Here is a 26,989-nt window from a genome sequence, read left to right as displayed (position 1 = left end):
ATCCATGCGGCTACCTTTTTTCTGAATTATCCGTTTCTTTTTAAAAGTCCTTTTCTTTTAGCGTATGCTTCAACCTTTGAAAAAATTAAGATACCCAATGGTAAAAGAATCAATCCCATCCATGCAAGCGCTGAAAGCTGAGGTAATAACTCTTTGACTTCTTGGCCTTTTAAAATTGCCTGTCTCATTCCCTTTAAAGCATAAGTTGCAGGGGAAAAACGCCCGATTTTCTGCATCCAGGTCGGCAGAACATCTATCTCATAATACACTCCTGAAAACATAAGAAGTAAAGATTGGAAAATGTGCACCACATGAACGCCTTTCTCAGGTGAAATCAACGGTAATACAGCTGCCACGATTCCAAGTCCTATGAAAGAAAGGCTCGCGGTTACAAGAACTATACCAGCTGATGCGATGTTTGCATTTGACAGATCAAGGTCAAAGAACCATGAAACTACAAATAATATTAACCCGCTTCTCAAAATTCCATACAAGATACTAAATATACACACACTTAAAAGATGAGTAACCCGTGAAACCGGGGCCATAAATGTATATTCAATTGTTTCTTCCCATCTTTCCCACGCGACTGTTTCCGCTACTATTGCGAAGATTATGGAAAGATACCCCCACAGAATAGAACCTAAAAGCATGTATAATATTAGATAATCAATATTTACTTTTTGTCCGCCGAAACTTTCAATGCCTTTACCAATAAATCCCATGGTCACTGAGTTAGCTATTGTATATACAAAAAAGACAAGTTCCCATTTCCAATATCTTTTTATAAGGTTGAAATTTCTTTCTATAAAAGCCCAGCAAGCTCTTAGTTCTTTTATGACAAGTTCCATATTAGCTCACCTCCTGAAATTCCTCTTCAAAAGTCTCACCGGTGTAAAACATGAAAACATCTTCAAGTGTAACGTTTTTAGAATGTGGGTTTACAGAACGTTTTAACTCTTCAGGAGTTCCTATAACAATTATTTTTCCCTTGTGGATAATTGCAACTCTATCACAGAGTTTTTCAGCTTCTAACATATCATGTGTTGTTAAAAGAATAGTAGTTCCTTCTTTTCTTGCGTTTACTATAAGTTCTTGAACTTCTTTTTTTGCTCTTGGATCCAGACCTGTTGTAGGCTCATCCAAAAGCAACAATTTTGGAGATGTTAAAAACGCCCTGGCAATTGCCACTTTCTGCTGCATTCCCCTGGAAAAGTCTTCCAGAGGTTCATTTAATCTATTATGAGGTAGATTTACTTTTTGGCTTAGTTCTAATACTTTTTTAAATGCCCTTTTTCTACTTAACCCATATAATCCAGCTGCAAATAAAAGATTTTCTTTTGCAGAGAGCTTTTTAAAAAAACTTGCTTCTACTGATACGCGATTTATTATATTTCTAATTTTAAAGGCATCTTTAATTACATCGTATCCAAATACTTTTATAGTTCCCTCATCCGGAATTAATAATGTTGAAATCATTCTAATAAGCGTGGATTTTCCAGAACCGTTTGGACCTAATATTCCAAATATCTCTTTTTCGTAAACTTCGAAACTAATGCTGTCAACTGCTCTAATGAGTTCTTTTCTTTTCTTTCCCTTATTAAAATATTTACTGACTTTGTAAACTTCTAATGCTTTCATGTTAATACCCCCTCTGTTCTCAAAGTTTCATTCTGGCTAAAAAAAAAGCCGTGGCGCTTCGCCACGGCTTGCATTTTTTACGATTAAATCACAGATTGTTCGCAAACCTAACCTCCGGCGAAGCAGAGCAATAGCGTAAAGATATTCCACTTACCTGTGTTCTAAACCCAAATCTAAACATCTGCCTCGCCTCCTTTTCAAAAAAATTTTTCGGAAATTCTTGGAAATCATTATAACATGGCAACGCACACAGATAATTAAGAAATAGTTAATTTTTTGTTACTTAATTTATTCCGCGCCTTGTCCTGTTCGATTGACTGTATTTTACATTTGCTGTATAATAGTGTAAAGATTAAAAAGCGGAGGGAGATTATGCGAATATTTTTTCTGGGAGCGGGAAATTCTGCGAGTATCATTTTAGAAGAACTTCGTGGAATAATAGAGAAGGCATATTTTTATGATAAAAATCTTAACCAGATTAAAAAACTGCAGGAAAGATTTGACGCTGTTTATATTGAATACAAAGAGATAGAAGAATTAAGACAACTCAATGTTGATTATGTTGTAGAAGTTGCCTCAATAGAGGCGTTATGTGAATATGGTATAGAAATCTTAAAATCGGATAAAAACTTAATAGTGTTGAGTACAGGAGCTTTTGCAGATGAAAATTTCAGAATTTCTTTCATGAATGAATTGAAAAGTTCAAATAGTAAAGTTTACATAGCCACTGGAGCTATAGGAGGGCTTGATTTAATTGAGGCTATATATGATAAGGTATATAACATTACGTTGATAACAAAAAAAAGACCTGAAAGTTTAGGGTTGAATGTAAAGGATGAAACAGTAGTATTTGATGGAAGCTCCACAGAAGCTATTAAAGTTTTCCCCAGAAACGTTAATGTTGCTGTTACGTTATCATTAGCGGTAAGAGATTTTAATAAAGTGCAAGTGAAAATAGTGGCAGATCCATTGATAGAAAGAAACAAACATATAATCAAAATAGAATCAAAAGTTGGTAATTACAAACTCGAATTTGAAAACTATCCATCGGAAAATCCAAAAACAAGCTATTTAGCTCCTTTATCTATTGTTCGAATTATAAAAAGACAAAACATTAAATTTAAAATAGGGGGTTAAAAAATGAGACAACCAGACAACTATAAACGTTTAATAGAAGAGATTTTAACCTTAAAAAATGATAAAAACTACATGATTTTAGCTCATAATTATATAATACCAGAATTACAGGATATCTCGGATTTTACAGGGGATTCTTTACAGATTGCTAAGTGGGCCACGAAAATAAACAACGATAATATCCTGTTTTTGGGAGTGGATTTTATGGCTGAAACTTTAAAAATCTTAAATCCCGAAAAAAATATAATAGTACCGACGAAAAATTCAACCTGTCCAATGGCAAATTCATTAACACCAGAAATAATCAAAGAATATAAAGATAAATATCCAGATGCTCCCGTGGTATTGTACGTTAATAGTACAGCCGAATGCAAAGCGTTAGCAGATTATACATGCACTTCCTCAAACGCCGTTGAAATAGTTAATAAAATTGATTCTGATACCATATTATTTGGGCCTGACAAAAATCTGGGTAGGTTTGTAGCTGAAAAAACAGGAAAAAAGGTAGTGGTTATACCAGGAGAGACAGGTTATTGTTATGTACACAACAGATTTTCAGTAGAAGATGTAAAAAAAGCAAGAGAGAAATACCCAGATGCGAAGATAATGATTCATCCAGAGGCACCTGAAGAGATTCGCTCATTGTGTGACTATACGGGAAGTACAGGTCAAATGATGAAATTTCCAGAATTTGAAGAAGCAGATGAATATGTGGTTGGTACTGAGATTGGAATGATTCATAAACTTTCAAAAACTTTTAAAGATAAAAAGTTTTATCCACTAAAAGAAGATGCTATATGCAACAATATGAAGAAAAATTATTTGAAAAACGTTTACTTTTCGTTGTTAAACGAGGAACATAAAATAACACTTCCAGATTGGCTTATAGAAAAAGCAAAAATTCCAATACTAAATATGTTTAAGCTAATGGAGGTATAAAATGTGTTTGAATATGAAATACGCCTTGTAAAAAACTGGATTGAAAAGGATAGTTCATTTTTTGATATAGCATCGTACGGATTAAAAGATAGAAAAGCTTCTGGTGAGATAATTTTAAAACAAAGCAATGTAATAATTTCCGGAATAGAATTTATAAAAACGTTGTTGGATGAGTATCAGATAGAGTATGAATTTTTTGTTCATGATGGAGAACTTGTAAATAAGAATACTATAGGAATAATTTCAGGTAATGCTTACAATATATTGATTGTAGAAAGAACTATGCTTAATATATTCTCTTTAATGACTGCCATAGCAACAAAGACATACAATTTAGTTAGTAGAATTCGTGGGACAACAAAGCTTGCGGCTACAAGAAAAGTTTTTCCAGGAATAGGTAATCTGGAAAAGTTGGCTGTAATGCATGGAGGAGGAGACACTCATAGGTTTTCTCTTTCAGATTGTATAATGATAAAAGACAATCATATAAAACTATACGGCGGTGTTAAAGAAGCTATAGACGAAGTTAAGAAATACGGGTCATTCACAAAAAAAATAGAGGTAGAAATTGAAAAAGAAGAAGATGCGTTTATTGCAGCAAAATATGGAGCAGACATTGTGATGCTTGATAATTTTTCTCCTGAAAAGGCGAAATCTTTAGCATGGAAATTAAAACAAAGTTTTTCGGACTTAATTATAGAGGTTTCAGGTGGGATTAATGAGAATAATTATCTTGAGTATGTAGATGATAATATCGATGTAATTTCTATGGGGAAATTGACAACAGAAATCAGTTATATAGATTTTTCCCTTGAAATAAAATAAAAACACTGGCAAGTTTTATAAAAAGCCCGGTTTAAAAAACCGGGCTTTGCAAAATAATTAATAAATTAGATCTTAAGACTACCAACCTCTATGCATCATAAATGGAGGATGGTTATACATAAAGTACGGTCCATATGGTTCAGGGTGACATGGTGGGAAATCGTATAAATTGTTATTATAGTTTTTGTAATAGTAAAATCTTTCCATCCATTCTCTTACAAAACCTCGAATGACTTTTATGGGTATTCTGACAGTTATATTGTCTATTGTTGCTCCAAATGCGACTTTGATAGTTTCGTCATTTATAGTTATTTCTCTTATGTTCAGTTCTACTGATAATCCCGGTTTAAAGTCGAAAAATTTCCATATAGGTCTTACTATAACTTCAACATCTCCTTCTTTGGTTTCAACAGTTAGCGTTACTCTTCTTAAAGTTCCTGGTTCTATTAAGATATTTTTTATAGTGCCAACAACTGTTGCTTCATCACTTATTTTAATATTTTTTAGAGGAATATTTTGAAATTTTTGAGGAGTTTGAGGAGTATAACTTCCCATCATCTGACCATCTGCGAAAATGATTCCTGTGAAAAAAGTGAGTAAAAATACAAAAATCAAAGATGCTTTCTTCATGGTTTCACCTCCCTGTTTTTGATTTACACATAGATTATATGGAGATTAACTTAGAGTTTGCTTAGAATTTTTAAATGACTACAAAGTCTTTTGTCTTTCAGAGGAACGAAATGACGAAGGATCTTTCCCTTTTGTCATTCCGAACGAACGTGAGGGAGATGTCATCCTGAGAAGCGTCAGCGACGAAGGATCTTATTTTTTCCCAACCTCGCCAACTCTCGCTAACTCTCGCTAATCTTGCTAAATACAAGATTCCTCACCCTTCAGGTTCGGAATGACATGGGCGGTGGATTCCTTGCCTTCTGCGCTCCTCGGAATGACATAAATGTGGGGACCAACCTTGATAACCTCGCCGTTTCAAAAAAGTTTAGAGATCAATTTAAATAAATATTTGACAAAAATTCGGTATGGGTGTATACTGAATGTAACCCCGCATTGGGGATGGAAATTGATTTACGAGGAGGCGTTTTTACATGAAAGGTACAGTTAAGTGGTTTGATGCAAAGAAAGGTTATGGTTTTATTACCAAGGAGGACGGAGAAGACATATTTGTTCACTGGAGTGCTATTCAGACTGATGGTTTTAAAACATTAAAAGAAGGTCAAGAGGTAGAGTTTGATGTCCAGGAAGGCCAAAAAGGTCCACAAGCAGCAAATGTAAAACCTCTCTAATTCAAACCAGGAAATAATTAAGCCCCCCTAAAAAGGGGGGCTTTTATATTATTTAGAGTTTGCTGTAACGGAAGATTTACTTTCTTTAGAAGAATCTTTGCTACTGCTATTATTACTTGATGAATTTTTTCCACCGTTACCTATACCTGTATTTTTACTATCTGTTATGTAAAATCCACTGCCTTTAAAAACGATACCTACACGTCCTATAGCTTTTGTCATTTTACTTCCACATTCATCACAAATAATTTCAGGTGTTTCATTCATGCTATGAAGTTCTCTTTTTTCCAGGCCGCAATTTTCACAGATATATCTGTACATTGGCATGCTTTCACCTCCCGGTCCAGGTTATTTTTAACAATACTTCATGAATATTATACAGACTAATAGATTGTATATCAAGTGCTTTTAAGTTTTAGCAAGATTGGTAAGGTTGGCGAAAGTTGGCGAGGTTAGTAAAAAAAGATCCTTCGTCGCTGGCGCTCCTCAGGATGACAAAAAAGGAGAAAGTCGTTTCTGAGAGCGGGAAGGCGATGAATTCCCCCCTCTCTGTCATTCCGAGAAGCACATGTGTCAAGAAATCCCCCGCTCCCTGTCGTTCCGAGGAGCGTAGCGACGAGGAATTTTAATACCTTTTGAAAAGAGAATAAGATTCATTACATGCTTTGGAATGGCAAAAGAAAATTTGAAAAAAATGCAATACATTTGATATACTCTTTATATAAAGAAGCTTAAAAAGCCAGATTTTTTGGCATATTTAGTATAAATGATGTAAAAACCTGGGTTACTAAATGCAAATTAAAGATTATTGAGATGGTTTGGATTAAAAAATAAAAAATATATGAGTCCGTTGTTTAGTCCCCAGTGTTAAGGAGGCAGAAATATGAAAAAAGAAATGGTTATAAAATTAATAAAGGAAAATATGGATGAGATCAGGAAGTTTGGAGTAAAGAGAATAGGGATTTTTGGATCTGTTGTGAGAAATGAAGCTAATGAGAAAAGTGATATAGATTTTGTAGTTGAGTTTGAAAAAGATAGAGGAGGAATGAAAGATTTTATAGGTCTTATAGAGTATCTTGAAAATCTATTTGATAGAGAGATAGACGTCATAACACCTTCAGGTATTGAAGACATAAGAATTAAACCTGTAAAGGAAAGAATAAAGCGTGAGGTGGAGTATGTATAAAAGAGGAGACAGGGAATTTGTGTTGGATATGTTTTTATCATGTCAAAAGATTTTTCAGTATACAAAGGATTTATCTTTTGAAGATTTTAAGAAAGATAGTAAAACTATTGATGCTGTGGTAAGAAATATTGAAATATTAGGCGAAGCAGTTAAAAATATATCAAAGGAATTTAGGAATAAATATCCATATATAGGTTGGAGCATGATAGCAAAAGCAAGAGATAAAATGATTCATTTTTATTTTGGTATAGATACGTATATTTTATGGAAGATTATTAAAAAAGATATTTTTGAACTTTTCGAAAAACTGAAAAACATTATTGAAAAAGAAGGCTGGAAAGACCAGATTGAATATTAGCAGTAGCCAGTATGTTGTCTGAACTTATTTTAAATTTTTAGGTTACCTTTTTTGCTATTCCTGAGGAATCTTTTATTTGGCGAGAGTTAGCAAGGCTTGTCCTGAGCACGGAGTGCGAAGGATCTTGCGAGGTTGGTAAAATAAGATCCTTCGTCGCTGGCGCTCCTCAGGATGACAAAAAAGGAGAAAGTCGTTCCTGAGAGCGGGAAGGTGATGAATTCCCTCTCTCTGTCATTCCGAGAAGCACATATGTCAAGGAATCCCCCGCCCCCTGTCGTTCCAAGGAGCGTAGTGACGAGGAATCCCCTGCTCCTGTCATTCCGAGGAGCACACGCGACGAGGAATCCCCCGCTCCTGTCATTCCGAGGAGCACACGCGACGAGGAATCCCCCGCTCCTGTCATTCCGAGGAGCACACGCGACGAGGAATCTTTATAAGAAAATTCAAAAGTTTTTCAAAGTAAGCTATAGTTGCTATTCAAGTCTGAATCTTTTATAAATCATATAGGATACAGAAGACCCTATAACTGCCGGAATCAAAGCTTTATATCCACAGAGTTCAATCGGGAAAATAACAGCGGCAATTGGGATGTTTAACATGGAAGAAAGCATAGAAGATATACCAAGAACAGCGCCAATTTGATGTGGAAGACCAAAATTTGAGGCTATATGTCCAAGGTTTATTCCCACCGTTGTTAAAGGTGTAAAATATCCACTACTTCCCATGGATTCTATTGTGAACACTGTGGCTAAAATTTTGCCAAAAATAAAATTTATAGGATTTTCTCCAAGGATAACACGAAGTCCTAAAACTTTCGCACCAAATATAATTCCAACAGTCGAAACTAAAAGGCCAGAAAAGAAAGTCTTTTTGTACATAGTCAAATTTTCTGTGTATTTTCTATAAATCCATTTTAAAAAGTATATGCCTGTAGCTATTCCTCCAAAGATTATGGCTATCAAGAAAGATATAATAACATATTTTGTGTTAATGGAAGGAAGATCATTTATATTTACAATGCTTAAAAAGATGGGTTTATATCCTAAGGCTTTGTAATTGTAATAGCTTATGGCTGAAGCCAGCACAGCGGGCATTAGATCTTCATACGAAACCTCGTCCTTTCTAAGATATTCCACAGAAAGAAGAGCCGCTGTAAGCGGTGTACCCAGATAATATGTAAGCATTCCAGATGCAAAAGCTATTGAAAGAATTCGTTCTCTTTTCATATATACGCTTTCTGAAATACCTCTTCCTAAATAAAGAGTAGGAGATACAAGTCCTCCACTTCCTCCAAAACCTAAAGTAACAATTGTGGAAACGTATTTAAGGATAGTATCTGTTAAAGAAATTCGTGTGTTTTCATTGGCATACGCGTTAACTCCTGTACCAAGAATGATAGGAGACTTTTTTGCCAATAATCCAACTATACAAAAACCAAGTACAGGAGTAAAGATTATAAACTCTCCCAGAAAATTGTTTATAAAACGAATAAGACTCACCATCGAGCCTTCTATAAATGGAGATATAATCCCAGATGCTATACCAGCTATTATTGTAAATACAACTTCTCTCATACAAAAAATTATATCAAAAACATCGAGTTTTAATACTCTTTTTTTGTCGTTTCAACGATTTCCTTATTCTTTGTCGTTCCAAAGAGTGTATCGACGAAGAATCCTCCACCCCTGTCATTCCAATAAGAGCGCAGTGACAAGGAATCCCCCGCCTCCTGTCATTCCGAGGAGCGTAGCGACGAGGAATCTACCGCTCCTGTCATTCCGAACCCGAAGGGTGAGGAATCTTATATTTAGCGAGGTTAGCAAGGCCTGTCCTGAGCACGGAGTGCGAAGGATCTTGCGAGAGTTGGCGAGGTTGGGGAAAAAAATAAGATCCTTCGTCGCTGGCGCTCCTCAGGATGACACCTTTCTCTTTTGTCATTCCGAGGAGCGTAGAAGGCGAGGAATCTTAATACCTTTCGAAGAGAAATAGAATTCCTTAAATGCGTTTGGAATGGCAAAAGAGAATTTGAAAAAAGAGCGATGTATTTGATATACTCTTTATAAAAGAAAAGTTTGAAATAATGTCCTATGAATGGGTTAAAATAATAAAGGGTGAGAATAATGAAGGAGAATGTAAAGTCTTTAGAAGAAATTATACAGATTCTTATCCAGCACAGAGAATATCTTGAGGAAAAGTATAGAATAAAAAGCTTGAAAATCTTTGGTTCATATGCAGAAGGAAAGCAAACAGAAAAAAGTGATATAGATTTAATTGTAGATTTTTATGAAGTGCCAACACTTATTGAATTTGTGAGAATTGAGGAAGAACTAAGTAAGATACTGGGCGTGAAAGTGGACCTTCTTACAGAAAAAAGTATAAGTCCTTTTATAAAACCTTATATAAAAGAGGTCGAGGTTATATAATGAAAAAAGCAAAGCCGTATCTTGAACATATATTACAGGAATGCGAGTTTTTAATAGAAAATTCTAATGGACTTGAGTATGCTGATTTTATCAGTAACCCTGTTATGATTCGGGCTTTTATCAGAAGTCTGGAGATTATAGGAGAAGCTGTAAAGAACTTACCGCAAAGTTTTAAAGAAAAATATCCATATATTCCCTGGAGAGAAATAGCGGGTATGAGAGATAAACTAATTCATGAGTATTTTGGCGTAAATTATGAAATTGTCTGGAAAACAGTAAAAAAAGATATTTCGAACCTTAAAATTCAAATAAATAAAATATTAGAAAAACTGGGTTATAATGACCAGTTCTAATAATTCCTGATACATGATAAATGTTGTGTGGTATACCAATTAGGAAGGTAAAAAGATGGGCTCTTTGTATAAGATCCTTCGCTACGCTCAGGATGACACCTTTCCTTTTTGTCATTCCGAGGAGCGTAGAAGAGAGGAATCCCCCACCCCTGTCATTCCGAACCCGAAGGGTGAGGAATCTTTTATTTAGCGAGGTTGGCGAGATTGGCGAGATTAGCGAGAGTTAGCGAGGTTGGTAAAAAGAATAAGATCCTTCGTCACTTCGTTCCTCGGGATGACATCCCCTTCGTCACTTCGTTTCTCAGGATGACAAAAAAGGAGAAAGTCGTTCCTGAGAGCGGGAATGCGATGAATTCCCCTCTCTGTCATTCCGAGGAGCACATGTGTCAAGGAATCCCCCGTTTCCTGTCATTCCGAGGAGCGTATGCGACGAGGAATCTTGATTTTAGCAAGGGTTGGGAAAAGATAAGATTCCTCACGTGCGTTCGGAATGACAAAAGGATAAGATCCCTCGTCATTACATTCCTCAGGATGACATCCCTCTCGCTTTGCTCGAGATGACATTCCTTTCATTTTATTTCTTTTTGTGTTGTTCTTACGATTTTAACGTAATCATGCATATTTGATAAAGAATATGGAGAGGTATTGTGATATAATTAAAAAAGAAATAAATAAAAATTATCTGGAGGTGATGAAGTGAAAAAATTTTATATCACTACTCCTATTTATTATGTAAATTCTGAACCTCACATTGGAAGCGCTTATACAACAATAATAGGGGATATAATTGCGCGTTACAAAAGATTACTGGGTTACGAAGTTTTTTATTTAACTGGTACTGATGAGCATGGGCAAAAGATTCTTCAGGCAGCCCGGTCAAGTGGTAAGACACCACAGGAATTGTGTGATGAGCTTTCTGGAAAGTTTAAACAGCTCTGGAAGGATTTAAAAATAACAAATGATTTTTTTATAAGAACCACTGATGAAAAGCATATGAAAACTGTTCAACTTTTTGTGAAAAAAATGAAGGAAAATGGAGATATTTATAAAGGAGCTTATAAAGGATGGTATTGTATTCCGTGTGAAACTTACTGGAACGAAGATGAAATTGAAAAGTCTGAGGAAGGAAAGCATTTATGTCCATCCTGTGGAAGGCCTTTAAATTTTGTTGAAGAGGAAAATTATTTCTTTAAACTGTCAAAATACACAGAACCGCTTTTAAAGCATTTTAAAGAGAATCCAGACTTTGTTGAGCCTGAATTTAGAAAAAACGAAATGTTAAAAATTCTGGAGGGTGGATTAAAGGATCTCTCAATCACAAGAACGACTTTTAAATGGGGAGTTCAAATGCCCGATGACCCCGAACATGTTATATATGTCTGGGTTGATGCTTTGATAAATTATATTTCTGCTATTGGATACGGTGAAAATGAGGAAAAGTTTAAAAAGTGGTGGCCTGCGGATGTTCATTTGATTGGAAAGGAAATTAATAGGTTTCATAGTTTAATCTGGCCTGCGATGCTAATGTCTGTTGGGTTGCCTCTTCCAAAGAAGATTTTTGCTCATGGTTGGTTGACAGTGAATGGCCAGAAGATCAGTAAATCGCTTGGAAATGCTATTGATCCCAGGGAATTTGTAAAAAAATATGGTAACGATGTTGTAAGGTATTATCTTGCTCGGGACATAGTATTTGGAAAAGATGGAGATTTTTCCGAAGAGAATCTTGTACAAAGGTTAAATTCTGATCTTGCAGATGATTATGGAAATTTATTGCACAGAACTATTGCTATGGTAAAGAAACATTTTGATTCAAAGATACCAGATCCTGAGGATGAAACTGATTCGGATGTAAGGTTAAGAACATATTATTCAGAATTGTATGAAAGTTATATAAACTCCATGGATAATTATAAGCTTACAACTGCTCTGGAAGAGATCTGGAAGTTTATTGCGGAAACAAATCGCTATTTTGATGAAAATAAGCCATGGGTACTTGCAAAGGAAGGAAATAAAAAGCGTCTTGCCACTGTTCTTTACAATACTTTAGAAGCTGTGCTAAAAATAGCAGTTCTTCTGTCGCCATTTATGCCTGATTCTTCCAGTGAAGTGCTCAGAAGGTTAAATGTAACTGCTTCTTTTGATGAAGTTTTTTCTGAAAAATGGGGATTTCTTTCAGCTGGTTCTTCTGTGATTCACGGGAAACCGTTGTTTACCAAAATAGATATGAGGGCTTTCAAAAAAATAGCTGATGGGGTGAAAAAGATGGAAAAGAAATTAGAGAGCGAAAATGTTGTTGATTTGATAAGTATAAATGATTTTGCAAAAGTGGAACTTCGAGTTGCTCAGGTATTGGAAGCGGAAAAAATTCAAAAGTCTGAGAAACTTCTTAGATTAATAATTGATTTAGGAGAACTTGGCAAAAGACAGATAGTTGCAGGGATAGCAAAGTTTTATGCACCAGATCAGCTTGTAGGGAAAAAGATTATTGTCGTTGCAAATCTTAAACCTGCAAAACTTATGGGAGTTGAATCAAATGGTATGTTGCTTGCTGCAAAACGTGAAAACAAATTAGTTCTTTTAACTGTGGATCAGGATATAGAACCTGGCGCCAAAATTTCGTGATTATTTCATAATTGGAGGGAAATAAATGGAAATTTATAGATCTATAGAAGAAGAGTTGAAAGAGTCGTATCTTAGTTATTCAATGAGCGTTATTATAGGAAGGGCTATACCAGACGTACGCGACGGACTTAAACCGGTGCAAAGGCGAATTCTCTATAGTATGTACGAACTGGGTGTTACTCATAATAAACCTTTTAAGAAATCGGCTCGTATTGTGGGAGAAGTAATGGGTAAGTATCACCCACATGGAGATGCCGCTATATACGATACTCTCGTAAGACTTGCTCAGGATTGGTCAATGAGATACAAACTTGTTGAAGGACAGGGAAATTTTGGATCAGTTGATAGAGATCCTCCTGCTGCGATGAGGTATACAGAAGCCAGGCTTGATAGAATAGCTGAAGAAATGCTCGAAGATATAGACAAAGAAACAGTTAACATGCTCGATAATTTTGATGGTTCGTTAAAAGAACCTGAAGTTTTGCCTTCTAAGTTTCCAAACCTTTTAGCAAACGGTGCATCGGGTATCGCTGTTGGAATGACAACTAATATTCCTCCACATAATATAAGTGAGTTGGTTAGTGGATTTATTGCTTTGATTAAAAATCCTGAAATGAGTGTGGAGGAATTAATGAATCACGTTCCAGGGCCTGATTTTCCAACCGGTGGAGAAATTATAGGAAAAGCTGGAATAAGAGAAATGTATTTAACAGGGAAAGGAAGTTTCACCTTAAGGGGTAAAGTTAGTATAGAAGAATCTAAAAAGAAAAAGAGCATAGTAATAACTGAGATACCATACTCTGTGAGTAAATCTGATTTAATCAAAAAAATTGTGGAATATGCCGAAAGGTCTAATCTTCCAATAAAAGATATAAGAGATGAATCAGATAAAGAAGGGTTACGAATTGTTATAGAGGTTGCTCCAAATGTGAACGAGGAAATTATAATTAACAATCTTTACAAACATACGCAGCTTCAAACACAGTTCCATGCGCAATTGCTTGTCATTGACAAAGATAAAAGACCCATTTTAATGAATCTAAAAGAAATAATGTGGGCTTTTGTGCAGCACAGATTTGAAATTGTAAGGAGAAGAGCCCAGTTCTTCTATAAACAATACTCAAAAAGAGCTCACATTCTTGAAGGATTGATAAAGGCTTCTCGCTCGATTGATACTATTATTTCTGTTATAAGAAATAGTGCAGACCAGAATACAGCTATTTCTGAGCTTATCGATATGTTTGATTTTACCAAAGAGCAGGCAAAAGCTGTTGTTGATTTGCGTTTAGGTAAGTTGACAAAACTTGAACTTTCAAACCTTATTAAAGAGTATGAAGACATGATAAAGAAGATGCAAATAGAAAAGGAATTAATAGAAAGTGATACTAAAGTTTATGAAAAAATAATCGATGAATTAACAGATATAAAAGAAAAATATGGTGATGGAAGGAAGAGCATTATTCTCTCAAAAGAAGAAGTGTCCACAGAATTTGATATATTGCAACTTCTTCCAGATAAAGAAGTGGTGATTTCTTTAACCAAAAAAGGATACCTGAAAATGATGGATTTAAAAGAATTCAGGACTCAACGACGTGGAGGAAAAGGTATAACAGGTTCTTCTTTGATGCAGGATGATGCAATAATGGAAGTTATATACACGCATTTGCACGGGAAAACTTTATTCTTTACGTCTTCTGGAAAAGTTTTTGTGTTGAACAATTACGAAATTGAACAAAACTCTCGTACAAGTAAGGGGAAACAGGTTGCAAGGTATTTGAATATAGATGCAAATGAAAAGATTCTTACAATGCTTTCAGTTGACAATTTTGACGGTGAATTATTCTTTGTAACAAAGCTTGGTAAAGTTAAAAGAACAAAGCTTGCAGAGTTTAAGAATATAAACTCTCGTGGAATGAGAGCAATCAATTTTGAAGACGGTGATTCTTTAGTTTCAGTGTTAAGAATAGAAAACAATAATCAAACAGTATTTATTGCCACGAAAAATGGAATGTGTATAAGATTCAGTATTTCAGAAGTTAGGACAATGGGAAGAAGTGCGATAGGAGTCATAGGGATTCGCCTTTCAAAGGATGATGAAGTTGTGAGTTCTACTTTGTTAACAGATGAAAATAAGTACATATTGACTGTGACAAACCGGGGATATGGAAAAATGACAGAGATTTCTCATTATCGTGTGCAAAAGCGAGCAGGTACCGGGATAAGGAATATTTCAAGTCCGGAAAAAGCAGGAAATGTGGTGGGAGTATCCTGTGTAAGTGGAAAGGAAGAAATGATGATTTTTACAAAACATGGCATGAGTATAAAGATAAATATTAATAGTATAAGTGTTTTAGGACGTGTGACAAAAGGTGTAAAACTGGTTAACCTTTCAAAAGAAGATGAAATAGCAGATTTTGCTATAATAAGAGGGGAAGAGTGATGTATAAAGAAATAGAACATACCGCAGATGTTGCTTTTGAAATTATGAATGAATCATTCCTTGGAGTGTTGAAAGACATTCTGGATATTATTGTTGATTTTTATAAGCCTGAATATTTGAATTGCTCATATTATAAAAGGCAGATCTATGAAATTTCTGAAGATGAAGATGGAATATTTGATATAGTTAATGACTGGATCGCGGCTATAGATTTAGGATACTTTCCTAAAGAAGTAGATTTTGAGAATGGGAATTATGTCACTTTGTTTTGCTCATATACGGGGTTACTTGGTGAAAAGTTCAAGGCTCTAACGTATCATTCATTGAGACTTGAAAAAGATCAAAGCATGTACAGAACAAAGGTGGTGTTTGATGTATGAGGGAGTTGACTGAGCGTCAAAAAAAGGTGCTTGATTTTATTACAAATTATATTCAACAAAGGGGATATTCACCTTCTATAAGAGATATAGCAAGGCATTTTAAAATAACGCCAAGGGGTGCTCAACTGCATCTTATAGCCCTGGAAAAGAAAGGTTATATTACAAGAAACGGTAATAAATCGCGAACAATATCGCTTGTAAAGAGGCCTGAAAGTATTAGTGTCCCTGTAAAAGGGCAGATATCGGCAGGCCAGGGAATAGAAATGTTTGAGATAGTTGATGAGGAGATAGAAATTCCCATTAGAATGCTTCAGGGATATGGAGATTATTTTGCGCTGAAAGTAACAGGAGACAGCATGGTTGATGCTCATATAATAGATGGTGATTATGTTATTATAAAAAGACAGTATAAAGTGGCAAATGGGCAGATTGCAGCAGCGGTTATTGGAGATAAAGTGACTTTAAAGAGATTTTATTTAAAAGAGGACAGAGTAGAGCTTGTGCCGGAAAACGAAAATATGGGGACTATTATCTGTTCTCCAGGAGAAGTGAAAATTATTGGAAAACTTGTAGGAATCATAAGATTTTATAAGTGAGGTGATGAAATGTTTGATATTAAATTAGTAAACGATGTTCCCGTAGTAAAAATCAAAGGAGAAATTGACGTTTCAAATGCACCTCAAATGAAAGCTTACATTCACGAAAATACCATTAAAAAAGGATATAAAAATTGCGTCCTTGATTTGACAGATATGGAATATATTGACAGTTCAGGACTTGGGATATTGGTTGGGCTACTCAAAACTTTTAAGATAAATGGAGGAGAGGTCGTACTTGCGAATTTGAATTCTAATATATTGCATTTGTTAAGGATGACAAATCTTGATAGGGTTCTGAATATTAAAAATTCAGTGTCAGAGGCTATTAAGTTTTTAAACAGCTGAGGTGATTTTATGTATACTTTAAGTGAAATCGATGGAGTTTCCATAATAAAATTAAAAGGGGAACTTTCATTTAGTAATGCAAGTTCATTAAGGGCGTGGGTCAACGATGCTCTTATTTCAAAAGGCAAGACAAAAATTATTTTCGACTTTACAGGAGTTTCAAGAGTGGATAGTTTTGCTCTTGGCATTTTTTTAAGTATTTACAAAAACACAGATGGAAATATAGCCATTTTTGGAGTAAATGATATGGTATTGAGGATAATTTCGCTGACTTCACTGGATAGAATTATAAAGATATATCCTACTCTAAGCAAGGCTCTGGAGGTGTTTAAAGAATGAAATTAGCAATAGGTTCTGATCACGCGGGATACGAGCTTAAAGAAAAGCTAAAAGAATATTTAACTCAAAAGAATATAGAAATTGAAGATGTGGGGCCATATAGCACAGAAAGTGTAGATTATCCTGATTTTGCTTTAAAAGTTGCTGAACTTGTTAAAAAAGGCGAGGTAGATTATGGAATTTTAATATGTGGAACCGGGATAGGAATGTCAATTGCGGCAAATAAGGTTTCTGGAATACGCGCAGCATTATGTGTTATACCTGAAATGGGTTCTCTTGCAAGAAAGCATAATAATGCCAATGTTTTGGTTTTGCCTGGTAGATTAATAGGTTATGAATTGGCAACGTGGATTGTTAGTGAGTTTTTGAACACTTCCTTTGAAGGTGGACGTCATGAGCGGCGTGTAAACAAAATAAAAATGTTAGAGGAGAAATAGCCGTATTATGAAAGTAATTAGTGTTTTGAATAAGAGTTATAGACCAACCCTTGAAATAGATAATGGAAAAATTGTTGATAACCCTGAAGTTCCAGAGAGACTGGAACTAATAGAAAGTTTTGTAGACCAAAATTTTGAAAAACTTACGTTTAAAAAATTTCCAGAGTTTTATGTTTATCAAGTTCATCCTGAATGGTATGTGAAACACATAAAAAAACTTTCTGAAAAAGTGAGAGATAATGAATACATTCCGGAATTTTTTCTTAAAGATAGAATATTAGATTCTGGAACTCCAATAAAAAACAACACTTACTTTGCTGCTCTTGAAGCTGTGAACGCATCTCTGACTGGAGCAAATGCTTTGATAAATGGTGAAAAATATGTGTATGTTTTAACAAGACCTCCTGGCCATCATGCGACAGTAGATTTTGCGTGTGGTTATTGTTATTTTAATAACGCGGCTATAGCTGCTCAATACCTTCTAAATCTTTCAAAAACAAAGATTTGTATCTTTGATATAGATTTTCACCACGGAAATGGGACGCAGGAAATATTTTATGAAAATCCTGACGTGTTGTATATATCCATTCACGGTGATCCTGAGTATTACTTTCCATGGGTTTCCGGGTTTAAAAATGAGGTAGGAAATGGGAAAGGAAAGGGAAGCAATTATAATTTCCCGCTACCGGGAAAAGTCGAGTGGAATGAGTACAAAGAATGTTTTGAACACGCTTTAGAAATAATAACTTTAAATAATATAGAGTTCCTTATAGTATCTCTTGGATTTGATACTCACAAAGAAGATCCTGTGGGAGATTTTAATTTAGATGACGGTAGTTACAGAAAAATGGGGAATATGCTTAAAAGTTTGAATATTCCTATACTTTTTATACAGGAAGGTGGATATAATCCTGATTCAAATTATAGAGCTGCAAAAGAGCTTTTTTACAAATTTTAAGGAGGTAAAAAAACATGTTAAAAGAAAAAATTATGAGTGATTTAAAAGATGCTATGAAAAAGCGAGATGAAATAAAAGTAAGAGTTTTAAGACTTCTAAATACTGCTATAAAAAACTTTGAGGTTGAAAAAATGAAAGAAGCAGGTGATGAAGACATAAGTCAGTTAGTATTGAAAGAAATAAAAAAGCGCCAGGAATCAATACAGGCATACAAAAAAGCAGGAAGAGATGATTTAGCCATGGAAGAAGAAAATGAGTTAAAGATATTGCAAGAATATGCGCCTAAAATGATGACTGAAGAGGAAATAAGAAACTTTGTAAAACAAGTTATAGAAAAGCTGCAGGCTACTCAGAAAGATTTTGGTAAAGTGATGAAAGAAACAATGAAAGCGTTAAAAGGAAAAGCCGAAGGTTCCGTTGTAAGTAAAATAGTAAAGGAGCTTCTTTCGTGATATTACCAATATTTCTTCCAAATGCTGGTTGTAAGCATAAATGTATTTTTTGCGATCAATTTACAATGACAGGCGAAAAGATGCCAGACTTAAAAAAAATAGAGGCGCTATTAAAAAGTAATAATAATGTTTCTGAAGTTGCTTTTTATGGGGGGACCTTCACGGGTCTCCCTTTTAGGTTACAGGAAAAGTTTTTTCAAACTGTTAAAGATTTTTTTCCGGATGCCTTGCTGAGGATTTCTACAAGACCAGATGAAATATCAGAAGAAATTGTTCGTATATTAAAAAATTATAAGGTAAATGTTGTTGAGCTTGGAATACAAAGTATGTACGACGATGTTTTAAGTGCATCAGGAAGAGGCCATACTGTAGAAGATAATATAAGAGCAATTAAACAGCTTCTGGAATCAAATATTCAGGTATCAGCACATTTAATGATAGGACTTCCTGAAGATAGTTTTTACAAATCATACATGTCAATGCTTTTACTTATAAAAAACGGTGTTAAGATTTTTAGAATACATCCGACTCTGGTTTTTAAAAACACAGAATTGGAAAAGATGTTCATCGATGGAAATTATGAGCCACTTTCGTTAGAAGAAGCACTTTATACAACTTCTGAAATGTTTTTACTTTCAGTTTCTGAAAAGGTAAAAATAATTAGATTGGGATATTATGTTCCAGAGTCTCAGAAGAAGTCGATAATTGCCGGTCCATATCATCCATCTTTTGGAGATATGGTAAAAGCAGATGCAATAAAAAAAATAATAACACGATTAAATATTAAAAATGTATTTTTCGAAAAAAGGTACGAGAGCTGGTTTAATTCGTATGGGAACAAACAACTGCCACTTAAAAGTCGTAAAATAATATCCAGAGGCATTTTTTTTGAAAATCTGTCGTTTGAAGAAGCTGCTAAGCTCGCTCTTGAAAAGGGAGTTGAAAAAATATGAACAAGTTTCAGGTGTTTGCTGAATTTTCCCGGCTTAACCAGGAAGGTTCATTTGATATAGCACAATGGATTTTAAACAAAATAGAAAATTGTTCCTTTGAAAAAGCAAAAGAAATTGTAAAAGATCTGCAGCATCTCAAGCCAGAAATGGGAATTATTAGCTGGATATATTCTCTGTTAGAAAAAGAAGTTGATATAACGCATATAAAAAAAGAACTGGAAGCTTCATTGAAAAACACCATAAAAAACGCCCTTGAGATATTAAATTTTGAAGCTACTATTACCACAATAAGTAATAGTTATACACTATTTGAGTTTTTTAAAAACATAGAAAAAAAGCTGAGAATATATATACTCAAATCTGAACCAGGTGGTGAAGGGGTTGTCTTTGCTGAAAAGATAAGAGCAAGTACTTTACACGAAGTTATGTTAGTAAATGATAGTGAAATGCATATAGTAGTGGAAAAAAGCGATTATATATTGATAGGTGCAGATAGTGTTCTTGAAAATGGAAATATTATTAATAAAGTAGGTTCAAAATTATTAGCTATTGTTGCTAACTATTATAAAAAGCCGTTTTTTGTACTTGCCGATAGAACAAAATTTTTTGAAGCTAAGCCAAAAAATAGCATATTTGAAATAGTTCCAAACGGTTTAATAACAGGTATAATAACTTCTTAATAGAGGAGATAACATGAATTTTTTTAGCTGGTTCAGAAAACCTAAAAAAAAGAGCGAGAGGTATATTTTGGGAATATTAATAGTGACAAACCCTATGGAAAAACTGGAAGATACTATTATTTCCGTGTTTAAAAGGGAAAAAGTTAATGGTGCGGTTATTTTTTTATCAAAGACGAATTTTCCAGATTATCATAGAATAAAGAAAATAAGAAAAAAGTTACGAAAAACTTTAGATGATGTGGTCATATTTATAGACAAAACACCAATTTTTATTTCTCAAAACTTTTCTATTGTGGATAAGCTCGATGTAAGACAACTTCGCAAAAAACAAAAGAGTGTAAAAATACTTTTTACAAATGAACCTTACATGGCATGGCAAATTTCACAGTTGTTTCCTTATTATGGAATATCTTACGATAAGGGTTTGTTAACTGTTACTGCACCAATTCCTATAACCAGAGATTTTTCAGGATTTATTCTAAAAAAAACTGTTAATACTCCTTTTTTGGCACGTGTCAGTCTGGATTTTAATATTATTTACGAAGTTCACAATTTACGTTAAGCAGCATGTTATAATTTAAAACGAAGTCAATCGTTGAAAGGAGGATAAGTGTTGGTTAGAGTTAGGTTTGCGCCGAGTCCTACAGGGTATTTGCATGTTGGTGGAGCAAGAACTGCTCTCTTTAACTGGTTGTATGCAAAGAAAATGAAAGGTAAGTTCATATTAAGAATAGAAGATACTGATATTACTCGTTCAACTAAAGAATCAGAAAAATTAATTATGGACGCTTTAAAATGGCTGGGACTCAATTGGGACGAGGGGCCAGATTTGGGAGGACCTTATGGACCATATAGACAAAGTAAAAGAAAAGAGATATATCAAAAATATGCAAAAAAATTAATAGAGATGGGAAAGGCGTATTATGAGATATACGAACCAGGTAACACAGAGAAGCCAATTAAAAGAACAGAACAGTTCCCGGCAGAAGAAATTAAGAATGGATATTCGGTAGTTATAAAGTTTAGAGTTCCACCTGGAACAACATCTTTTCGAGACCTTTTAAAAGGTGAGATGGTGTTCGAAAATAGGTATTATGATGACTTTATTATTATTAAATCCAATGGGTATCCCACATACAATTTTGCTGTGGTTATAGACGATTATTTAATGGAAATAACTCATGTATTTAGAGGAGAAGATCATCTTTCAAATACTCCAAAACAAATAATGATTTATGATGCTTTTGGCTGGAAAATTCCTGAATTTATGCACATTCCTTTGATTCTTGGACAGGATCGTTCTCCGTTGAGCAAAAGACATGGTGCAACATCAGTTGATCATTTTAGAAAAGAAGGGACTTTAAGAGATGCTCTTTTGAATTATCTTGCTATTCTGGGATGGTCTACGGAAGAAGAAATATTTAAAGTTGCACAAAAAGTAGAAGAATTCTATCCCGAAAAAATTTCTAATAAAGGAGTTATATTTGATTACAAAAAACTGGAATGGTTGAGCGGTCAACATTTGCGAAAAAAGGACGTAGAAGAAGTTTTTAAGGAATTTGTTGAATACCTTTTGTTTATTAATGAAGATATGAATCTGGCGAGTGACGAGTATTCAAGAAATGTAATATCAATTTGTAGAGAAAAAGTTAATACATATAAACAACTTTTAGATATTTCTCGTCCGTTTTTCTGTGATGATTATGATTATGAAGAAGCTTACGTCGAAAAATTTCTAAATAAAGAATTCTCAAAAAAAGTGTTGACTACCGCTTATGAATATTTTTCACAACTTGAAGATTATTCCATAGAAAACGTAGAGAAAGTTTTACGTTCTATTGCAAAGGAGCTTGAGCTTGGAACAAAAAAAGTTTTTCAAACTATCAGGGGAGCAGTTACAGGAAAACTTGTTACTCCTGGATTATTTGAAACTATACATGTTTTAGGAAAAGAGAAAACACTTAAAAGAATTAAAAGAACTGTACATTTTATGGAAACTCTGGCTGAGGGATGATAAATGAGGATAAAGATTATTATTGTAATATTTGCTTCAATGTTTTTAGCCCTTGTTGCTGTTTTGTTTAAAATTCAGGTTTTAAATTATGATAAACACAGGGCTTTTATTGATTCACTTCAACAGCATACTAAAATAATTACTGGACTTAGGGGAACCATTTACGATAGAAATGGAGAAAAACTGGCATGGAGTAAGTACATACCTTACTTATATTACAGAGAAAATTTTTCCTTTGATGAAATAAAAAAGGTTTTGGGACAGGAAAAATTTAGAAATTTAGTAACCAGCGGGAAGGTTGCTTTAGAGCCACAGGAAGTTTTTGAATTGGAGAAACTTGGATATGAAATTTCTTATCAGGAAGAACGTTATTATAGTGGAATAGCATTTCATGTGGTGGGATATACGTCGATTGATGTAAAAGGACTTTCAGGTATTGAAAAGATATATGAAGAAAAATTGAAAGGAAAATATGGTACAGAGTTAATATTAACCACACCTTCTGGAAAAATACGTCAGAGAATTTTAAAGGTTCCTCCTGAAAATGGCGAGAGTATAACTTTAACTATAGATGCAAAGCTTCAAAGATATATAGAAAAAAATCTGGAAATCGTTAATAATCCTGGGGCAGTTATTGTTGAAAATGTGAAAACTGGTGAAATTCTGGCAATGGCGTCCTATCCCTCAATTAAAGAGTATCCAACTAATATGGATTTGTACGAGTGGAAGAAGATAATATATGATAGCAGGTATCCTTTGTTAAATAGAGCTGTAGCTGGACTGTACTCTCCCGGGTCTGCCATAAAGCCACTTATAGCTATAACATATTTGCTTGAAGAAAGTACACCTGCAACTTTAAATTGTACGGGAACTTTTAATTACGTAGGATCTTCCGGCAAAGTCCTTGGAACATATAAAGATTGGCTCCTGTCCGGTCACGGCGAAACAGATCTGATAAAAGCTATAAGAGTTTCGTGTAACGTATATTTTTACAATACGGCGTTGAAACTTGGGATAAATAAAATTGAAAGTGTGGCTAAAATTTTCAACATAGCTGGAAAGACTGGTATAGAAATAAACGAAAAACAGGGAATATTTCCTGATCCTGCCTGGAAAATGAAGAAGTACAATCAACCATGGTATCCCGGGGATACGATAATTACCGGGATAGGGCAGGGATATATTCTATTAACACCTTTGGAACTTCTGAATTTTTATGTGTCAATAGCAAACAACGGAATTATGCCACGTCCACATTTAATAAAAGGATCAAAGCCAGACTATAAGACTATAAATTTGCCTCAGAGAATATGGAAAACTATCAAGGAAGGATTAATTGAGGTAACAAGTGTTGGAGGGCCATTGTCTGAACGCGGGACTGCGTATGAAAGTTTTAAAGATTTTCCCATACCAATAGCAGGAAAAACTGGAACGGCTGAGGTTGGTGGTGGGAAGCCACCACATTCCTGGTTTGTAGGATTTGCTCCCGTTGACAATCCAGAGTATGCGGTTATTGTACTTTTTGAAAATGGTGGAAGTGGTTCGGAAAAAGCTGCGCCGTTTGCAAGAAAAATATTTGATTACTTGCTCCTTCAAAAGTAAAAACTGTTAATAAAGGAGTTGAGAAAAAATGGATAGACTTGAAATAACAATAAAAACCGTGCGAAAAATCGGATATTATTTAATGCAGTTCTGGGGTAATGTTTTATCAGTTGATGAAAAGACAAGCTTTTATGATCTTGTGACAGAGCATGATAAAAAGGCACAAGACATGATGATAAAAGCTATAAAGGACAGGTATGAAAGTGATTCAATAATAGCGGAGGAAGGAATTAATGAGTATGGAAAAAGGCTGTGGATTATAGATCCAATAGATGGAACAATAAATTTTATTCATGGACTACCTTTTTTCGCCATTTCAGTTGCATATCTTGAAAATGAAGAGCCATTATTTGGGGTAGTTCATCTTCCTGTGTTTTCTGAGACATTTATTGCTATTAAAAATGAAGGGGCCTATTTAAATAATATAAAGTTAAAAATATTACCAAAAAAATCTTTAAGCCAGACTGTTGGAAGCAGCGGGTATTCTCCGGAATTTACCGGGAGACTTATTTCTAAATTTGAAAACAAGGTCAGGCGAATAAGAATACTGGGAAGCGCTGCAATATCAGCATCCTATGTGGGCGCCGGGAAATTTGATTTTTTCATTGCACGAAAAACAAATCCGTGGGATATTGCCGCAGCTACACTTATAGTAAAAGAAGCAGGGGGAGAAGTTGTTAATTTTGATGGTGAAACACCTAATATACTCGAAAGAGGTGACTTTGTGTTTACAAATCCTGGTATTCTTGATGATGTTTTAAAGATCGTGAAAAATCTTTAAAGAAAAAGGAGGGAGAGATTATGAAGCTTATAGAAAGTGTTCCTAATTTCAGTGAAGGTCGCAGAGAAGAAGTTGTAAGGGAGATAGTGGATGAAGCATCAAAATACAGTAATATAAAAGTGCTTGATTGGTCAATGGATTATGACCACAATAGATCTGTGGTTACACTTGTTGGAGAACCAGAACCGTTAATTAATGCTTTGTTTGATATGACGAAAAAAGCCTCTGAATTAATAGATTTACGTGACCATAATGGTGAACATCCAAGGATGGGTGCAACTGATGTGATCCCTCTTATTCCTGTTATGAATACAAAGATGGATGAGTGTGTGGAATTATCAAAAATATTGGGAAAACGTATAGCTGAAGAACTCAAAATTCCAGTGTATCTTTACGAAAAATCTGCGACAAAGCCTGAGAGGGAAAATCTTTCAAACATAAGAAAAGGTCAATTTGAAGGCTTTTTTGAAAAAATAAAAAATCCAGATTGGGTGCCGGATTTTGGACCAGCAGAAGTTCATCCCACAGCTGGTGTGACAGCGGTAGGTGCCAGAGAATACTTAATAGCATTTAATGTAAACCTTGGGACAGATAGACTGGAAGTCGCCGAAAAAATAGCCAGAGCAGTGAGACATATAAGCGGTGGATTTAGGTATGTTAAAGCGCTGGGCATAGAGTTAAAAGATAAAGGAATTGTTCAGGTAACTATGAACCTTACAAACTACAAAAAGAGTCCTATATTTAGAGTTTTTGAAGTTATTAAAAGGGAAGCCCAAAGATATGGTGTTCCTGTGTTAAATTCCGAGATAGTGGGAATGGTACCTTTGAAAGCTATTGTTCAAACAATGGCATGGTATTTACAACTTGACGATTTTAAAGAAGACAGAGTTATTGAAAAGAAAATCCTGGATACTTTCTGATTATTGTAAATGAAAGTTTAAAATAGATTACAGATTAAGTTACGCTCCCGTGTTTAACCATCGGGAGCGTTTTTTTATAATTGGCAAGAGTTAGCAAGATTAGCGAGATTGGCTCTTCCCTATGTCATTCCGAGGAGCGCAGCGACGAGGAATCTTATAACTGGCGAGGTTGGCGAGTGTTAGCGAGGTTAGTGTGGTTGGCAAGACCTGTCCTGAGCACAGAGTGCGGGGGATCTTGCAAGAGTTAGTAAAAGAATAAGTTTTTTGTCATTTTGAATGTTCTTCTTTTAGTAATAAATCGTATATTTTAGCGAGTTTTGATTTTAAAAGAGGAAGGTCTTTTTTTATTATTTCCCATATAATTTCGTAATCTACGCCATGATAAAAATGTATTATTTTATCTCTGGTTTTTGCCATAGCTGGCCAGGGAATTTCTTTGAATCTATTTCTAATTGACTCAGGTAATTGCTTTGTCGCCTCACCGATTATTTCAAGTTTTCTAATTACCGCACTTGAAGTCTTATCGTCTGTTGTAAAATCTTTAAAATTCATGTTGCCTACGAATTCTTCAATTTTTGTTATGGAATCTATTATATCTTTTATGTAAAGTGAGGCTTTTCTTTTCATATTTCAATGACCTCCTTCAAAATATCGTTCCTGATTTCTTTTCTTAAAAGTTTTTTTCTTACAAGGTCAACTTTACATCCGAGAAGTTTTTCAAGTTCATCCCAGAGCTCGAAAAATTTCAAGCCTATAGGTTTTTCGATTTCAATCAGTATATCTATATCACTCTCTTCACTCTGCTCGCCTCTTACAAAAGAGCCGAAGATACCAAGGATAATCACTCCGTATTTTTCTCTTATATCTTCTCTGTGCTTTTCAAGAACATCTTTGATTTCTTTAAGGTTTTTCATTAAAAAACCTCCTTTATGTGTCTATATCTTTTTTATATGCAATGATACATTCTTTTAGCATGTCAATCATTATCATAGTAATTCCAAGATGTTGATTGTTGTAACATTTAGCTTTTAACAATTTGCAGTGTTATTATAACATTTTTGGCAAAATATGGAGAGTTTTGGTAAGAGAGATAATAAAGAAGCAAGAGTTGGTCTCCTCCTTTTTGTCATTCTGTAAAAGACAAGATCCTTCGTCGCTTCGCTCCTCAGGATGACATTCCCCTCGTCACTTCGTTCCTCGGGATGACAGGGAAAGAGGTTGTCATTCCGAACCCAAAGGGTGAGGAATCTTGTATTTAGCGAGAGTTGGCAAGATTGGCGAGGTTAGCGAGGTTGGTAAAAAAC

31 protein-coding genes are annotated in these 26,989 nt (G+C 34.6%); 24 read left to right on the top strand and 7 right to left on the bottom strand.

Annotation, left to right across the window (positions count from 1 at the left end; genetic code table 11):
• Positions 1-26: 26 nt before the first annotated feature.
• Positions 27-851 (bottom strand): ABC transporter permease, encoded by an 825-nt coding sequence (locus JYK00_RS01490; protein WP_207566961.1) that lies wholly within the window; start codon positions 849-851, stop codon positions 27-29.
• A gap of 1 nt (position 852) precedes the next feature.
• Positions 853-1,641, bottom strand: coding sequence for an ABC transporter ATP-binding protein (locus JYK00_RS01485; RefSeq protein WP_207566960.1), 789 nt, complete (start codon positions 1,639-1,641; stop codon positions 853-855).
• Positions 1,642-2,013: 372 nt separating this feature from the next.
• Between JYK00_RS01485 and nadX the strand changes: the two genes are divergently transcribed.
• The 3 genes from nadX to nadC are packed head-to-tail and all read left to right on the top strand — an operon-like array spanning position 2,014 to position 4,542.
• On the top strand, positions 2,014-2,778 hold the full coding sequence (gene nadX / locus JYK00_RS01480; protein WP_207566959.1) for an aspartate dehydrogenase: 765 nt from the start codon (positions 2,014-2,016) through the stop codon (positions 2,776-2,778).
• 3 nt (positions 2,779-2,781) lie between these two features.
• Positions 2,782-3,717 (top strand): quinolinate synthase NadA, encoded by a 936-nt coding sequence (nadA, locus tag JYK00_RS01475; RefSeq protein WP_207566958.1) that lies wholly within the window; start codon positions 2,782-2,784, stop codon positions 3,715-3,717.
• 3 nt (positions 3,718-3,720) lie between these two features.
• Positions 3,721-4,542, top strand: a complete 822-nt coding sequence (gene nadC, locus JYK00_RS01470; protein WP_207566957.1) for a carboxylating nicotinate-nucleotide diphosphorylase — start codon at positions 3,721-3,723, stop codon at positions 4,540-4,542.
• Between the two features lie 78 nt (positions 4,543-4,620).
• Here nadC and JYK00_RS01465 read toward each other — a convergent pair whose 3' ends face one another.
• Positions 4,621-5,172 (bottom strand): hypothetical protein, encoded by a 552-nt coding sequence (locus JYK00_RS01465; protein ID WP_207566956.1) that lies wholly within the window; start codon positions 5,170-5,172, stop codon positions 4,621-4,623.
• A 473-nt stretch (positions 5,173-5,645) separates the two neighbouring features.
• Between JYK00_RS01465 and JYK00_RS01460 the strand changes: the two genes are divergently transcribed.
• Positions 5,646-5,843, top strand: a complete 198-nt coding sequence (locus JYK00_RS01460; protein WP_073072070.1) for a cold shock domain-containing protein — start codon at positions 5,646-5,648, stop codon at positions 5,841-5,843.
• Positions 5,844-5,891: 48 nt separating this feature from the next.
• Here JYK00_RS01460 and JYK00_RS01455 read toward each other — a convergent pair whose 3' ends face one another.
• Positions 5,892-6,170 (bottom strand): FmdB family zinc ribbon protein, encoded by a 279-nt coding sequence (locus tag JYK00_RS01455; protein WP_207566955.1) that lies wholly within the window; start codon positions 6,168-6,170, stop codon positions 5,892-5,894.
• A 556-nt stretch (positions 6,171-6,726) separates the two neighbouring features.
• Here JYK00_RS01455 and JYK00_RS01450 point away from each other — a divergent pair.
• Positions 6,727-7,029, top strand: coding sequence for a nucleotidyltransferase family protein (locus tag JYK00_RS01450; RefSeq protein WP_207566954.1), 303 nt, complete (start codon positions 6,727-6,729; stop codon positions 7,027-7,029).
• Complete coding sequence (locus JYK00_RS01445; protein WP_207566953.1) at positions 7,022-7,387, top strand: HepT-like ribonuclease domain-containing protein; 366 nt, start codon at positions 7,022-7,024, stop codon at positions 7,385-7,387. Before JYK00_RS01450 ends, JYK00_RS01445 begins: the two co-directional genes overlap by 8 nt.
• Positions 7,388-7,860: 473 nt before the next feature.
• Here JYK00_RS01445 and JYK00_RS01440 read toward each other — a convergent pair whose 3' ends face one another.
• A complete protein-coding gene (locus JYK00_RS01440; RefSeq protein ID WP_207566952.1) occupies positions 7,861-8,961 on the bottom strand; it encodes a chloride channel protein in 1,101 nt (366 codons plus the stop codon).
• Between the two features lie 546 nt (positions 8,962-9,507).
• On the opposite strand from JYK00_RS01440, the gene JYK00_RS01435 reads away from it, so the two are divergent.
• The 18 genes from JYK00_RS01435 (at position 9,508) to ftcD (ending at position 25,685) form a co-directional block, all read left to right on the top strand.
• Complete coding sequence (locus JYK00_RS01435; RefSeq protein ID WP_207566951.1) at positions 9,508-9,810, top strand: nucleotidyltransferase family protein; 303 nt, start codon at positions 9,508-9,510, stop codon at positions 9,808-9,810.
• Positions 9,810-10,163 (top strand): HepT-like ribonuclease domain-containing protein, encoded by a 354-nt coding sequence (locus JYK00_RS01430; protein ID WP_207566950.1) that lies wholly within the window; start codon positions 9,810-9,812, stop codon positions 10,161-10,163. The genes JYK00_RS01435 and JYK00_RS01430 overlap by 1 nt, the downstream gene beginning before the upstream one ends.
• 696 nt (positions 10,164-10,859) lie before the next feature.
• Entirely contained in the window at positions 10,860-12,785 is a 1,926-nt protein-coding gene (gene metG / locus JYK00_RS01425) for a methionine--tRNA ligase (RefSeq protein WP_207566949.1), read from the top strand.
• Positions 12,786-12,810: 25 nt separating this feature from the next.
• Positions 12,811-15,225 (top strand): DNA gyrase subunit A, encoded by a 2,415-nt coding sequence (gene gyrA / locus JYK00_RS01420; RefSeq protein WP_207566948.1) that lies wholly within the window; start codon positions 12,811-12,813, stop codon positions 15,223-15,225.
• Complete coding sequence (locus JYK00_RS01415) at positions 15,225-15,605, top strand: archease (protein ID WP_207567586.1); 381 nt, start codon at positions 15,225-15,227, stop codon at positions 15,603-15,605. The genes gyrA and JYK00_RS01415 overlap by 1 nt, the downstream gene beginning before the upstream one ends.
• Positions 15,602-16,201, top strand: coding sequence for a transcriptional repressor LexA (lexA, locus tag JYK00_RS01410; RefSeq protein ID WP_207566947.1), 600 nt, complete (start codon positions 15,602-15,604; stop codon positions 16,199-16,201). The genes JYK00_RS01415 and lexA overlap by 4 nt, the downstream gene beginning before the upstream one ends.
• A gap of 9 nt (positions 16,202-16,210) precedes the next feature.
• Positions 16,211-16,549 carry an STAS domain-containing protein gene (locus JYK00_RS01405; protein ID WP_207566946.1) on the top strand — a complete coding sequence of 113 codons (339 nt, stop codon included), beginning with the start codon at positions 16,211-16,213 and terminating at the stop codon, positions 16,547-16,549.
• Between the two features lie 9 nt (positions 16,550-16,558).
• Positions 16,559-16,888 (top strand): STAS domain-containing protein, encoded by a 330-nt coding sequence (locus tag JYK00_RS01400; protein WP_207566945.1) that lies wholly within the window; start codon positions 16,559-16,561, stop codon positions 16,886-16,888.
• Complete coding sequence (gene rpiB / locus JYK00_RS01395; protein ID WP_207566944.1) at positions 16,885-17,325, top strand: ribose 5-phosphate isomerase B; 441 nt, start codon at positions 16,885-16,887, stop codon at positions 17,323-17,325. Before JYK00_RS01400 ends, rpiB begins: the two co-directional genes overlap by 4 nt.
• A gap of 7 nt (positions 17,326-17,332) precedes the next feature.
• Complete coding sequence (locus JYK00_RS01390) at positions 17,333-18,283, top strand: histone deacetylase family protein (protein ID WP_207566943.1); 951 nt, start codon at positions 17,333-17,335, stop codon at positions 18,281-18,283.
• A gap of 14 nt (positions 18,284-18,297) precedes the next feature.
• Positions 18,298-18,735, top strand: coding sequence for a GatB/YqeY domain-containing protein (locus tag JYK00_RS01385; RefSeq protein ID WP_207566942.1), 438 nt, complete (start codon positions 18,298-18,300; stop codon positions 18,733-18,735).
• Positions 18,732-19,688 (top strand): elongator complex protein 3, encoded by a 957-nt coding sequence (locus JYK00_RS01380; RefSeq protein WP_207566941.1) that lies wholly within the window; start codon positions 18,732-18,734, stop codon positions 19,686-19,688. Before JYK00_RS01385 ends, JYK00_RS01380 begins: the two co-directional genes overlap by 4 nt.
• Entirely contained in the window at positions 19,685-20,368 is a 684-nt protein-coding gene (locus JYK00_RS01375; RefSeq protein WP_228288181.1) for a translation initiation factor eIF-2B alpha/beta/delta subunit family protein, read from the top strand. The genes JYK00_RS01380 and JYK00_RS01375 overlap by 4 nt, the downstream gene beginning before the upstream one ends.
• Positions 20,369-20,381: 13 nt before the next feature.
• Entirely contained in the window at positions 20,382-20,930 is a 549-nt protein-coding gene (locus JYK00_RS01370; RefSeq protein WP_207566940.1) for a hypothetical protein, read from the top strand.
• A gap of 51 nt (positions 20,931-20,981) precedes the next feature.
• Positions 20,982-22,382, top strand: coding sequence for a glutamate--tRNA ligase (gene gltX / locus JYK00_RS01365; RefSeq protein WP_207566939.1), 1,401 nt, complete (start codon positions 20,982-20,984; stop codon positions 22,380-22,382).
• Positions 22,383-22,385: 3 nt separating this feature from the next.
• A complete protein-coding gene (locus tag JYK00_RS01360; RefSeq protein ID WP_207566938.1) occupies positions 22,386-23,984 on the top strand; it encodes a penicillin-binding transpeptidase domain-containing protein in 1,599 nt (532 codons plus the stop codon).
• 28 nt (positions 23,985-24,012) lie between these two features.
• The gene (locus JYK00_RS01355; protein ID WP_207566937.1) at positions 24,013-24,765 is read left to right on the top strand and encodes an inositol monophosphatase family protein; all 753 of its coding nucleotides are present in this window, start codon (positions 24,013-24,015) and stop codon (positions 24,763-24,765) included.
• A gap of 20 nt (positions 24,766-24,785) precedes the next feature.
• Positions 24,786-25,685, top strand: a complete 900-nt coding sequence (ftcD, locus tag JYK00_RS01350; RefSeq protein ID WP_207566936.1) for a glutamate formimidoyltransferase — start codon at positions 24,786-24,788, stop codon at positions 25,683-25,685.
• Positions 25,686-25,952: 267 nt separating this feature from the next.
• Here ftcD and JYK00_RS01345 read toward each other — a convergent pair whose 3' ends face one another.
• The gene (locus tag JYK00_RS01345; protein ID WP_207566935.1) at positions 25,953-26,312 is read right to left on the bottom strand and encodes a HepT-like ribonuclease domain-containing protein; all 360 of its coding nucleotides are present in this window, start codon (positions 26,310-26,312) and stop codon (positions 25,953-25,955) included.
• On the bottom strand, positions 26,309-26,599 hold the full coding sequence (locus JYK00_RS01340; protein ID WP_207566934.1) for a nucleotidyltransferase family protein: 291 nt from the start codon (positions 26,597-26,599) through the stop codon (positions 26,309-26,311). Before JYK00_RS01340 ends, JYK00_RS01345 begins: the two co-directional genes overlap by 4 nt.
• Positions 26,600-26,989 lie beyond the last annotated feature (390 nt).

The organism is Thermosipho ferrireducens (assembly GCF_017358165.1).
Classification (GTDB): Bacteria; Thermotogota; Thermotogae; order Thermotogales; family Fervidobacteriaceae; genus Thermosipho_B; species Thermosipho_B ferrireducens.
Note: the sequence above shows the minus strand (reverse complement) of the source record. Positions and strands in the feature narration are given on the sequence as shown.